This window comes from Chlorobium ferrooxidans DSM 13031 (assembly GCF_000168715.1).
Taxonomy (GTDB): Bacteria; Bacteroidota; Chlorobiia; order Chlorobiales; family Chlorobiaceae; genus Chlorobium; species Chlorobium ferrooxidans.
The window spans coordinates 95,207-109,479 of sequence record NZ_AASE01000005.1 but is presented as its reverse complement, the minus strand read 5'-3'; the positions used below and the strand labels follow the sequence as shown (position 1 = coordinate 109,479).

Annotated in this window: 2 protein-coding genes; both read right to left on the bottom strand. The window is 53.6% G+C overall.

The annotated features are described in order from the left end of the window. Positions 1–692 precede the first annotated feature (692 nt). On the bottom strand, positions 693–13,103 hold the full coding sequence (locus CFERDRAFT_RS12330) for an autotransporter-associated beta strand repeat-containing protein (RefSeq protein WP_198002397.1): 12,411 nt from the start codon (positions 13,101–13,103) through the stop codon (positions 693–695). A 653-nt stretch (positions 13,104–13,756) separates the two neighbouring features. Then, positions 13,757–14,272: a bifunctional adenosylcobinamide kinase/adenosylcobinamide-phosphate guanylyltransferase gene (gene cobU, locus CFERDRAFT_RS04450; protein ID WP_040433148.1), complete on the bottom strand. Its 516-nt coding sequence runs from the start codon at positions 14,270–14,272 to the stop codon at positions 13,757–13,759. Position 14,273 lies beyond the last annotated feature (1 nt).

Below are 14,273 nucleotides of genomic sequence, written 5' to 3'. Positions count from 1 at the left end.
TAACTATGAATTCGATATGCTTGAGAACATGATCTTTGAGTTCATGAGCAAAAAAACCTCATCACTCATACTCCCCGATTTAACCCGTAAAACCGGATCATTTATGACCATATTTACACTGCAAATACTGTACCAATGAGCACAATAACAGAAACGACTCACTATCCGCAATTAATCGACCATATTATACGCATAAAACAATGCGCTTTTTAAAAAAACCCGAAGAACACGAAAAAGTGTCTCAACTTGAGACGCACCCAATAAAAACAACCTATTATGAGACAGAACAAGAAATTCGCCTGTTCATTCTCTACAGGCATTTGCTATCGTGAAATTCTCTTTTCATTCCATACGCAACAATAGTTCCTCCAGTGAGAAAACATCAAAAAAACATTTATTTAACTATTTTATTTACAGTTAGAATTATGAAAGAATTTAAAGTGGAATCATGGCCGGATACAATACTGAAATATTTCAAGAAGTTTCCACTCTTATGCAGCTGAACATTTTGTTGTTAAATATGTATCACTTTTGTCTCATATTGTTCTTGTCAAACAAAAGTCTGTACATGCAAAAATGAGGGTCAAGGAATTTTATCAGGAGAGCTCATCACCTCTGATAAAGTGACAGAATATAACATTTAACAGGATTTTTTCGTAAGGCGGGATGAATGCGGATGGATGATCCGTTTATCATGAGCTGGAGAGATCCATTATCCAGCTCCTCTTTTTATCCTGTATCCTGATTTTGATCCTGAAAGAGTTGTCAGGCTTGCTGATGATCCTGAAAGAACGACTGGAAGAATCATATTTGAGCCATGAAGGAAGCGGCGAGCCATTATCAAGCGTAACCTTCTCATTTCCCGATCCCCTGGAAAGGCCTTTCATAACATTATCAGGAAGCGGGATCGCCGCATTTGCGGTTTGACGAACCTGTTTTCCTCCAATGAAAACAGTAATCATTCCGGTAAATGGTGCCGGAGTGTCGTTTGCGGATGACAATCCCGAAAGAGGAAGACTTGCCTGACTGATATCCGATGTTGAACTCTCTCCACTCATTGCCGCATTTACGGTTTCGTTACTGCTGCCGGCAGTCAAAACTTCACCCCCGTTCATCTCCGAAAGCGCTCCTGTCGGAGTATCAACAGTGGCAACACCCACTCCTCCTGATGATGAGGCTGAAGCAACCGTTCCCGATACAATCAAATTCTGGATCGGGCTTGCAGGAAAGAGCATGGATACTCCTGACGGAACGATGCTGAAACCGCTTGTCGGGAGAAAGATGACCGGAACAACTGTGGTCTGCGATGAGCCTTCAACCCTAAGCTGACCGTCAACATAGCTGATAGTGTAGTTGTCCGGTGAGAAGGTGCCTCCCGCAGCATCAGAAGCCACGATTGAGTAGGGGCTGCCTGCAACCGATGCTGAGGCTGCCGTTCCCGCGCTCTTCAGCGTTACGCTCCCTATTGTCTCGCTGTTCTTCAGTGTGCTGTTCGTAAAACGGGTTAACGAAGGAACCTCGCCGTACTTTTTCGTTACATCAGTTGCCGTCACCGTCAGGTTGGCTTTCGTAATGTCCGCATTCGCGCTTTGCTGGGAGGTTAGCGCATAGTTTCCGGCATCTGCTCCTCCATAGCTGCTGCTCAGCGTGACCGTCTTGCCGGTCGCTACATTCTTGTCTCCGAACATGCCGCTCGAAGAGAGCGTCAATATATCTCCGGATACCAGACCCGTCTTTGTCAGAGTGCTCGTTACCAAAGTCGCCGCTGTCGTGCCGTCATACTCCTTGTTCGACGCTGTTATACCGCTTATCGTCAATGCCTTCTGTGCGACCGTCAGTGTACCGGTTGAATAGGAGAGCGCATAGCCGATCAGGCTGGTTGCTCCCGACGGTGTCAGGGTGTGCGAACCGGCAACATAGTTTCCTGAGGTAGAGGTTGTGCCGCCAACACCAATACCAACTCCGGACAAGATCTGTCCATCGGTATCGCCATTTGCTTCACCACTCAGTGTGTAGGTCAGCGAGGGTGCCGTTCCATAGGTTTTACTTTCATTGTCAGCCTTAACGGTAACCGTCGGCTGCTCGCGGTAGATAGCGTTTTTACCCGATGAGAGTGCCGTAGTGTAATTCGATGCCGACTCATCGCTGTTGTAACGGAAACGGCCTGTACCCGTCCCGACAAGTGCACTCAAACCGGTACTTCCGGAGATACTTCCGGTATAGAAGGATGCAATACCTCCTGCTCCGACGGTTATCGACGGAGTGCCGGAGAGAATGATATTGCCTCCGGTTGCCGTTCCTGCAAGCGCAGATTTCCCTGCGTTCAGCCTGATGGCTGTGGCCGAACCGTCAGTCGTGGAGAGATTACCGGTAACCGTCAGGTCGCCGCTCAGAGTCGAAACATCAACCGTTCCGTATGCATTTATGCCGGAGAGTGTCAGCGCGTTGGCATCTATAAGCGAAACAGCCCGGGCACTGGTCACTGCAACCGTTGAAAAGTCATTCGCCGTGTTGGTGAAAACGATATCGCCGCTGGTTCCGGCATCAAGAGTAAGCGTGCCTGCCGTACCTGTCACAACCCCGCTTGCCGTAAAGTTCCCGCTCGAAACAATAGTGCTCGAACTGCCAAGGATAATCGAACCGCTATAGAGCACCGGGGAAGTGGAACTGTTGGCCAGTGCTCCCGCCGTACCTCCGACACCTGTTCCGTTGATCGTCACGGATTCAGCGGTACCGAGTGTAAATCCGTTCAGGTCGAGCGTGGCTCCGTTTAAAACAACCGTTCCGGCATCTGTCGTGCCGAGCGGGGTGTTGGTTGCACCACCCGCAGATCCGAGCTTCAGTGTTCCGGCACTGACCGTGGTAAGACCGGTGTAGGAATTTGCTCCCGAGAGCGTCAGCGTGCCACTGCCCGATTTGGTCAACGTCCCTCCGTTACTGCTCAGGAGAGTGGCGAGAGTAACATCCTGACCATTGGTATCAATACTATAAGCCTGGCTTGCAGCGCTGCTGAAACGTGATGAATAATCAGTTGTATTGCCAGAGCTGAACTGCAGAGCCCCTCCATCAAAGCTGATGCTTCCAGACGACCCTATAGCTCCGGACGATCCAAGAGAGAGCGTTCCGCCTGACAAGGTTGTACCTCCACTGTAGGTATTCGCTCCTGAGAGGGTTACTGTTCCTGTACCTGTTTTGGTCAAAAGAACTGCTCCAGCCAGTTTCGCACTGACCGTTCCATCTGAAACCGTATATCCTGTACCGCTCAATACTCCGGTTGTGCCGGTTATGGCGCCATTGGTGAGGGTTACTGCGCCAACCGTATCACTATATCCCCCGATATCAAGGACTGCTCCGCTTCCGTTGACCGTCACCCCTCCGCTTGCAAGCGCATTGGTTATTCCATACGCCAGCGTACCGCCGCTGATGGTGGTCAGGCCTGTAAAGAGGTTTGCTCCCGACAGCGTCAGCGTGCCTGCTCCCGATTTGGTCAAGGCTCCGGTGGTATTGGCTCCTATGCCGCTAATCGTCAGGTTATTGGCGGTAACATCAATCGTTGATGAAGTGCCTGTCGTCAGGGTAAAAGCGCGATTGGTAGACGCCGTTGATCCAGTATATTGCAGGGTTCCGCCGCCAAGAACCAGATTGGCAGCGACATTGGTTGCGGCTCCGAGATTTCCTGCAACACCACCATTACCTATTGTTCCGACACTCAGCACTCCTGCATTGATTGTCGTCACGCCTGTATAGGTGTTTGCTCCAGAGAGTGTCACGGTACCGCTACCGGTTTTTGTCAAAGGAACTGTACCTGCCAGTTTCGCACTGACCGCACCATTCGACACCGTAAACCCTGATGTACTCGTCAAGGTAGCTGTACCGGTACCGGTTATACTGCCATCAGTCAACGTTACGGCACCAACGCTGTCAGAATACGTATCGAGATTCAACGTTCCACCGCCACTTACCGTCACGCCTCCGGTTGAAAGCGCATTTGCCACACCATAAGCCAGTGTGCCACCACTGATGGTGGTTAAACCAGTAAAGAGATTTGCCGCCCCAAGTGTCAGCGTGCCTGCTCCCGATTTGGTCAAGGCTCCGGTGGTATTGGCTCCTATGCCGGTAATCGTCAGGTTATTGGCGGTAACATCAATCGATGATGAAGTGCCTGTCGTCAGGGTAAAGGCACGATTAGTAGATGCCGTGGCTCCTGTATATTGAAGGGTTCCTCCGCCAAAAACCAGATTGGCAGCGACATTGGTTGCGGCTCCGAGATTTCCTGCAACACCACCATTACCTATTGTTCCGACACTCAGCACTCCTGCATTAATCGTCGTCACACCTGTGTAGGTGTTTACTCCTGACAGCGTCACTGTACCTGTGCCGGTTTTTGTCATGTTGACTGCACCACCAAGAACAGCACTGATAGCACCATTCGACACCGTAAACCCTGATGTACTCGTCAAGGTAGCTGTACCGGTACCGGTTATGCTGCCATCAGTCAACGTAACGGCACCAACACTGTCAGAATACGTATCGAGATTCAACTTTCCGCCGCCGCTTACTGTCACTCCTCCGGTTGAAAGCGCATTGTTTATGCCATAAGCAAGTGTGCCACCGCTGACGGTGGTCAGGCCTGTATAGAGGTTTACACCGGAGAGCGTCAGCGTGCCTGCTCCGGCCTTGGTAATGCCGCCTGTGCCGGAGAGCACTCCACTATAGGTTGACGAGCTGCCCGTCGCATCACCTATCGTCAGGATATTGGCGCCAAGTGTCGTTCCTCCCGCTCCCGTCATCGAGTCTATCGTCTTGGCTCCGGCTATCGTGAAGGTCCCGTCATTCGATACGCCCGAACTCAGGGCTATCGTTCCTGTTGCATTGAGCGAAAGCGTACCAAGGGTGATTGTTGTCTGGCCCGTATAGGTATTGATTCCGCCCAGCGTCAGGGTGCCTGTACCGATCTTCGTTATACCGCCCGTTCCCGACAACACACCGCCGTAGACCGCAGGGCTGCTGTTGTTTCCGCCAATCGTCAGCGTCTCGTCGCCAAGCGTCACATTGCCGCCCGTTGTACCGCCGCCGGTCAGTGATCCGATCTGCGTATTGAAGTCCGTGATATCAAGCACAACTCCCGCCGTATTGGAGAGTGTTACCGCCGAATTATTTCCGAAGGCTCCGCTCGTATTGGCTACCGAGGCCACTCCCGCTTTCAGAGTACCGCCGCTCACGCTCGTCGCTCCACTGTAACTGTTCGCTCCCGAGAGCGTCAAAGTGCCTGCTCCCGACTTGGTCAGGGTTCCTGCTCCTCCAAGAATTGCAGAGATATTCACCGTACCTGAAGCATTATTGATGACGTAGCTGCTGCCGGTCAATACTCCGGTTGTCCCGCTTATGGAACCATTGGTCAGGGTTACTGCTCCTACCGTGTCACTGTATCCACCAATATCAAGAACCGCTCCGCTTCCGTTGACTGTCACTGCTCCGCTTGCAAGCGCATTGGTTATGCCGTAGGCAAGTGTGCCGCCGCTGACGGTGGTCAGGCCTGTATAGAGGTTTACACCGGAGAGCGTCAGCGTACCTGTTCCGGCCTTGGTGATGCCGCCTGTGCCGGAGAGCACTCCACTGTAGGTTGACGAGCTGCCTGTCGCATCACCTATCGTCAGGATATTGGCTCCAAGTGTCGTTCCTCCCGCTCCCGTCATCGAGTCTATCGTCTTGGCTCCGGCTATCGTGACGGTCCCGTCATTCGATACGCCCGAACTCAGGGCTATCGTTCCTGTTGCATTGAGCGAAAGCGTACCAAGGGTGATTGTTGTCTGGCCCGTATAGGTATTGATTCCGCCCAGCGTCAGCGTTCCTGTTCCGATCTTCGTTATGCCTCCAATTCCCGACAACACACCGCCGTAGACCGCAGGGCTGCTGTTGTTTCCGCCAATCGTCAGCGTCTCGTCGCCAAGCGTCACATTGCCGCCCGTTGTACCGCCGCCGGTCAGAGAGCCGATCTGCGTGTCATTGCCCGTGATATCAAGCACAACTCCCGCAATATTGGAGAGTGTTATGGCTGAGTTATTTCCGAATGCTCCGCTCGTATTGGCTACCGAGGCTACTCCCGCTTTCAGAGTGCCGCCGCTCACGCTCGTCGCTCCGGTGTAACTGTTCGCTCCCGACAGCGTCAGCGTGCCTGCTCCGGCCTTGGTGATGCCGCCTGTACCGGAGAGCACTCCAGAGTAGGTTGACGAGCTGCCCGTCGCATCGCCTATCGTCAGGATATTGGCTCCAAGCGTTGTTCCTCCTGTTCCCGTCATCGAGTCTATCGTCTTGGCTCCGGCTATCGTGAAGGTCCCGTCATTGGACACTCCCGAACTCGGGGCTATCGTTCCCGTTGCATTAAGTGAGAGCATACCCTCGCTGATTGTTGTCTGGCCCGTATAGGTATTGATTCCGCCCAGCGTCAGCGTTCCTGTTCCGATCTTCGTTATGCCTCCCGTTCCCGACAACACGCCGCCGTAGACCGCCGGACTGCTGTCGTTTCCTCCAATCGTCAGCGTTGCTCCGCCAAGCGTCACATTGCCGCCCGTTGTGCCGCCGCCGGTCAGTGAACCGATCTGCGTGTCATAGCCCGTGATATCAAGCGCAACTCCCGCCGTATTGGAGAGTGTTATGGCCGAGTTATTTCCGAAGGTTCCGCTTGTACTGGCTACCGAGGCCACTCCCGCCTTCAGGGTGCCGCCGCTCACGCTCGTTGCTCCGGTGTAACTGTTCGCTCCCGAGAGTGTCAGCGTGCCTGCTCCGGCCTTCGTCAATGTTCCACTGCCGGATATCACACCGCCATAAGCAATCGCATTCGAACGGTTGAAGAGGAGTGCTCCATTATTCACCAATAATCCGCTATCGAACAAAGATCCGGTTGTACTTCCGGCTCCGATCGAGAGCGTACCAAGGGTGATTGTTGTCTGACCCGTATAGGTATTGATTCCGCCCAGCGTCAGGGTGCCTGTTCCGATCTTCGTGATACCGCCCGTTCCCGACAACACACCGCCGTAGACCGCAGGGCTGCTGTTGTTTCCGCCAATCGTCAGCGTTGCGCCGCCAAGCGTCACATTGCCGCCCGTTGTGCCGCCGCCGGTCAGTGAACCGATCTGCGTATTGAAGTCCGTAATATCAAGCACAACTCCCGCAATATTGGAGAGTGTTATGGCCGAGTTATTTCCGAATGCTCCGCTCGTATTGGCTACCGAGACTACTCCCGCCTTCAGGGTGCCGCCGCTTAAGCTCGTCGCTCCGGTGTAGACATTCGCTCCCGACAGCGTCAGCGTGCCTGCTCCCGACTTGGTCAGGGTTCCTGCTCCTCCGAGAATTGCCGAGATGTTCACCGTACCGGAAGCATTATTGATAACATAGCTGCTGCCGCTCAATACTCCGGTGGAGCCGGTTATTGTGCCATTGGTCAGGGTTACTGCGCCAACCGTATCACTATATCCCCCGATATCAAGAACCGCTCCGCTTCCGTTGACCGTCACCCCTCCGCTTGCAAGCGCATTGGTTATGCCGTACGCCAGCGTACCTGCACTTACTGTCGTGATACCGGTATAGGTGTTCACGCCCGAGAGCGTCAGCGTACCTGCTCCCGATTTCGTCAGGCCACCGGTCCCGGTAACGATAGGATCAGCTATCGTGACATTTCCTCCACCGGCAACTACGGTCAGGGTTCTATTTGTCCCCGTTATGCCATTGCCCGAAACCACATCAAGGGTGAGTGACCCGCTGTCGGAGTTGATCTGGGTATCTCCTGCAAGTGTTACAGCCCCTGCATAGCTGTTCTCTCCACTGATGTTTTGGAGAGCACCTCCGGACGAGATTCCTGTTCCGTTCAAACTCAGCGCTTCTGCACCGATCACAATACCGCCGGAAAGTTCAAGCGCAGCCCCGGAGGTTACGGTTGTACCTGCAGCAGTTGTGCCCAGCGCAGTCGCATTTGATGCACGGAGAGCTCCGGCACTGATGGTGGTCACTCCCGCATAGCTGTTCGCTCCTGTGAGTGTCCATCTGCCGGTTCCGGCTTTGATTACTGAGCCTGTAGTGGTACCGATTATGCTCGCAAGAGTACTGCCTGTAGCGGTGCCGCCAAGCGTCAAACCGAACGTCGCTCCGGTTATCTCACCGGGATTGGTCAGATTTATACTGCCGTTGTTTGCCACAATGCTGCTCGCTCCGGCAAGCGTAATTAATCCGCTGTAGGTTGCGGCTATGGCGGAGCTGTTCTTCAATGCTCCTCCGGCAGATATACCTGTCCCGTTAAGCGTCAGCTCTTCCGCAGTGCCAAGGGTATATCCGTTCAGGTCGAGCGTTGCTCCGCTTGCTACAACCGTTCTTCCTGCCGTTGTCCCTAGCGGTGTATTGGTGCCATCTCCTCCCCCTCCAAGCTTGAGCGTTCCGACGCTGATGGTGGTCACGCCCTCATAGGTGTTCGCACCTGAAAGCGTCAGGGTGCCTGCTCCATCCTTTGTCAATGTGCTGCTTGTGGTTGTTCCTGTTATCTGATTGGCAACAGTAACATTCCCGGCTCCGCCAAATGTCGATCCGGAAGTTCCGGCAGTAATGGAATCAAGCGTGAGCGTACCGCTGTCGGAGTTGATACGGGCTGCTGCCGCAAGCGTGATGGCTCCGGTATAGCTGTTATCGCCACTGATGTTACGGAGCGCACCACCCGAAGAGATCCCTGTACCGCTCAAACCCAGCGATTCTCCGACAATCACAATACTGCCTTCAAGCTCAAGAGCTGCCCCTGAAGCAACAGTCGTACCCGCATCAGTTGTCCCCAATGCTGTCGCATGGGAAGCCCTCAGGGCACCACCACTGATTGTCGTCAATCCCGAATAGCTGTTTGCTCCGGAAAGCGTAAGCCTTCCTGTTCCTGATTTTGTCAGGGATCCCGCTCCGCCAAGAATAGCAGATATTGTTGCTGTACCGGTGGTAGAATTATTGATACTGTAGCTGCTGCCGATCAATACCCCTGTGGTACCCGTTATCGAGCCATTGGTGAGGGTAACCACTCCAACCGTATCACTATAGCTGCCCAAATCGAGGACGGCTCCGGCACCATTAACCGTTACGGCCCCGCCCGCCAATGCGTCGCTTATGCCATACGCCAGTTTGCCGCCGCTGATTGTGGTTAACCCGGTATAACTGTTTAATCCAGAGAGATTCAGGGTACCTGCTCCCGATTTGGTCAGGGCTACCGCTCCGCCGAGAACAGCCGATACATTCGTGGTGCCGTAACTGTTGTTGATCGCATAGCTGGAGCCGCTCAACACTCCGGAACTACCCGTAATTGTCCCGTTTGTAAGGGTAACGGCTCCGACAGTGTCGCTATATGTGCCAAGATCAAGTACAGCAGCCCTGCCGTTAACCGTCACAGCTCCGGTTGAGATAGCATTGGTTACGCCATAAGCAAGCGTGCCATCTGCTATGGTGGTCGTTCCCGTATATTGATTCGTACTCAAAAGCGTCAGGGTGCCTGCTCCCGACTTGGTGAGACCTGCTGTACCGGTTGCTTGCGCTGTGCTCAGCGAAAGGTTTCCAACAGTAAAGATTTTCGCCTCCACGGCGCCGAACGCAAGCAGATCAGGCGTCGTAAAACCTGTTATGGTGTTGGCTGCTCCGGATGCGGAAAATATTGATCCCGATGAAATGGTCAGGGTTTTGGCCGGAGCGGATGAGCCGATCGTATAGGTTGAGCCTCCGGTCAGAAGCAGGGAGTTGATCGTATAGCTCGCATTGGGTGATGCACTTGATGCGATCTTCAGATTAACACCGGTCGCCGCCGCAACCGCATACTCATTGGTCAGGTCAAGCGGCCTGATGCCGGTGGTGTTGGCGGCGTTGCTGGCCGGATCGATGTTGTAGGTGACAAAACCCATTCCCGATCCCGCGGCATTGGTATCTCCAGTTGCATAAGGTACGATCGGTTTGATAACCTGGCTGCTGTTTCCTCCAACAAGGCCAAGACCTGCCGGTGTGGTAACCATGATATTGGTCGCTCCGGCACCGGCTGTAGCACCAAGATTTGTTCCACGAAAGAGTACGGTCGCTCCGGCAGTTCGGGCGACACTTGCAAAAGTCAAAATGGTAGAACCGCCTGATCCCTGGGAGAGTAAATCGGGGTTGAGTGTAACAGTTGATGAACCGGAAGTGAGAGTCAGGGCACCGATCGATTCACTGGCATTCGTACTTTTGGATCCAGCAAATACCAGTTCACCGCCATTGAGCGTCAACGCCTTTGAATCGCCAAAACGGTCAGCATTATTCGTGTCCGTGTTATCAAGCGTCAGGCGGCCGCCTGTGTTGATTGTAAACGCAGAACCGGTCGCGGTACCAGCCCCGGTGAGTATGACTCCTCCATCGTTGATAGTGGTCGCTCCGGTATAGGTGTTCGCACCCGTAAGCGTCCATATTCCGGTGCCTGCTTTGGTCAGCGTTCCTGTCCCGGTACCGATAATACTGGCAATAGAGCTGCCTGTAGCTGAACCGTCAAGCGTCAATCCAAAAGTTGCGCCCCCTATCGTACCGGTATTGGAGAGAATGATATTTCCGCTCTGCGCAACAATAGTGCTGGCAGCACCGAGAGTGATGAGACCGCTGTAGGTTGCCGCTGTCCCTGAGCTGTTGGTCAGGGCTCCCGCTGTGCCTCCTACACCCGTTCCTCTCAGCGTCAATCCTTCAGCCGTACCGAGTGTAAAACCGTTCAGGTCGAGTGTCGCGCCTGCGGTAATACTTGTTGCTCCAGCGGTTGTACCGAGCGGGGTATTGGTGCCGTCACCTGTCGCACCAAGCTTGAGCGTTCCGGCGCCAACAGTAGTCAGTCCCGTATAGGTATTAGCCCCGGAAAGTGTCAGCGTGCCTGTACCATCCTTTGTTAGCGTACTCGTTGTTCCGGTTATCTGACCGGGAACCGTAACACTCCCTGCTCCTCCAAATGTCGACCCCAAAGCTCCTGCAGAAATAGAACCGAGCGTAAGCGTACCGCTATCGGAGTTGATCCGGGCTGCAGCAGCAAGCGTAATCGCTCCGGTATAGCTGTTGTCACTACTGATATTGCGGAGCGCTCCGCCCGAAGAGATGCCTGTCCCGTTAAGGCTCAGTGTTTCCGAGTCGATCACAATACCTCCGGCAAGCTCAAGAGCGGCCCCTGAAGCCACGGTTGTGCCCGTTGCGGTTGTGCCAAGAGCTGTTGCATTAATTGCCCGCAGAGCACCTGCACTGATCGTTGTCGTTCCGGTATAGCTGTTTGCTCCCGAGAGCACAAGTGTGCCTGCCCCCGATTTGACAAGAGTTGTCTTGCTGATAACGCCGCTGTAGGTGCCGCTGCCGCTACCGACATTGAAGGTGGTAGTGCCCAAGCCGCTGAGAACTCCGGTTCCGCTGATTGAACCTCCATTGGCGTTCATCGTCAGATTCAGCGTACCGGTGGTGTTACCTATGGCGGCATTTACAGCTATACTCCCGTCTGCCGTCAGCGTCAGTGTCCGGGTTCCGGCTGTCGTACCTGTAGAGATCGCGCTCTCAACTGTAATATTTCCGGCTTCCGAGCCCGCACCGGAGGTTGTGGTTGTAACGGTAACATTGGTACCCGCATCAAGACGGGAGGTTATGTCGGAATTGAGAATGGTGGAACCGGTTGCTCCCGGTGTCCAGATATCAGGATTGGCGCCGCCCCATGTGCCGTTCGCACTCGCAGTTGTAATGGTTACGTTATACGGATCGAAGAGCCAGAGTCCGGCAGCGCCCCTGATTGCGGATGCTCCGCCCTTTGACCCAGCAGTGTCAAGCCAGTGACCGGAGGTCTCGATTCTTCCACCGTCACCACCGTTTACTCCGCCCTTCGCTTCAAAGGTGCCGTGAGCGCGCGTAACGGAGTTCGGGTTGGTCACGTCAGACCATGCCACAACCGTGCCGCCATTACCGGTATCGATGGCACTCGCTTCAAGCAGGGCTCCCTGCTCAACGATGGTGCCGCTCGCCTGACGAACCGAACTGTCGCTGTTCTGCCAGCTTCCGCCAACCAGCACCTCTCCTCCGCCGGTTGCGCCCGAAGCGGTAAGGTGTGCGCCATCCTTCACCAGAACACGGTCACCCGTGGCTATAACCGAACCTCCATTGCCGTCAGGCGAAGATGCATCAACCCTGCCTGCGACCGTCGTCATGCCGCCCTCGGCATCAAGAATGATCCGGCCCGCTCTCGATTGCAGACTCGCAGTCTCAATAATTCCGCTGTTGTTCACCACCGACTGAACCAGAGCATTGGCCGCTTTTGCCGTCATGATCACACGGCCGCCATCGGCCTTGATCAACCCCTTATTTTCAGCCAGAGCGTCAACCGCGCCCTGATCCACCGTAAGGGTGATGAGCCCGTCACCATAAAAATCAAGGGAGACCTGATTGCCAGCGGCCAGCGCCACGCTTCCGCCAGGAGCCGTAATAGTGCCCTCGTTGGTCACTTTGGGTGCGATAAGCGCCACCACACCACCCGGCATGGCAGTTATGTTTCCCTGGTTAAGAACCTTCCCGGCTGTCCCGCTGTTGCTGAGTCTGTATCTGCCGGAAAGGAAGTCGCTGTCGAGCATATTGAGTGACGATGCCACCAGACCGCCGACATCTACCCGCGCTGAGGTGCCGAAGATGATACCCGAGGGGTTAAGAAGGAATACCCGGCCGTTGGCCGAGAGCGAGCCCATGATCTGGGTGGGGTTCTGGTCGCTGATGCGGTTAAGAGCTGCCGATGAACTGTTGGGCTGGTTAAAACGCACTCCGGCATTGGCTCCGATGTTGAAGCTTTGCCAGTTGGCAATCATCTGCGGTGTTGATTGATCAACCGTCATCCGGTTGCTGCTCGTGGTGATGCTTCCTCCACCGTAGGTGATCACACCGCCGGACGGAAGGGCTCCTGGATCAAGGCCGTAGGCCATCTGGCCTGAAGCAAACAGCGCGATGAGAACCGCAAGGCTTTTCAGCCTCGATTTCGGAACACCTCCATTGGTCTTGACCTTCTCGGAAACGACTATCCACCGCTCCTTCGTCTTCGACCAGATGATATTAAAAATTCTGTTCACGTGCGGGTGTAATCGGCTTTCATGAATTAAAACAACCCTCTGCCTGCGACCCATTAATAGAAACAAGGCTTTATTATATAAAGTGCCTTCACTCAAGAACGCACTCATAAAATATTCAGCAAATATCACGCCATTCCGACTTACTCAAACAGGAGAGAAATCTCTATATCACTATCATTCAATCTGTTGCGCAGGTTATGTCGTTTAACCGGATATCCTCATGCTCGATGGAATACCTTTGGTGACTCAAAATGAGACAACCCGTACGAGAATGAGCATAGAGTGATACGTTTTCCGATATTTGGAGAATCGGACAAAAGGGGTTCGGAAATAGTTCAGAGCAGGTATTATTGTCCCGATAGCAGTAGAGGGCAGGGGAAAAGCCGACAAGAATAAATAATCTTATTTATCTGTTTTTTTGTACATAAACGCCTGTACTACACAGTCTGTCCCTGATAGTTCTTCGATAGGTTACCGACAGATAGTATGCGTATACACCGGAATGGATAGTTCTCATATTTGTCTCACTATTGTCTCATGTACCGCTCAAAAAGCTCCTGATTTACCAAACAGCAAACCTTTAGCCAATCAATCAACTGAAACAGGCGGGTTGCTCTCAATGATTGCGCTATGTCGCCTGATAACAGAAGCGTCTACTTCAGACGAAGGGAGAGGCCGCTGCAAAGCAGCCATGCCTCGGTGGCAATATTGGCGGCCTTCTGGTTTATGATCCCGGCTAAATCCCGAAACTGTCGGGACATGGCATTATCGGGTACGATACCCATACCGACCTCATTGGACACAAGAATAATATCGCAGGGGGGCTTGCTGAGAGCATCAAAAAAAAGAGCGATCTGCTCATCAATCGCATGTTGATCGACAAGATGGTGCATCAGATTTGCCGTCCACACCGTCAGGCAGTCAAGCAGCACCAGATCGATTCCTTCCGTCAGATTCTGTAATGCACGCTGGGGAAAAAGCGGCTCCTCTATCGTCATAAACCGGTTCGACCGCTCCTCCTGATGTTTGCCGATACGACGCTGCATCTCTTCATCAAAGGGTTCAGCTGTCGCAACGAAAACCCTGTTCCGGTATCCGTTTGCCAGTTGCAGGGCAAAGGTACTTTTGCCGCTTCTCGCCCCGCCAGTTACATATATGACCTTATGCATC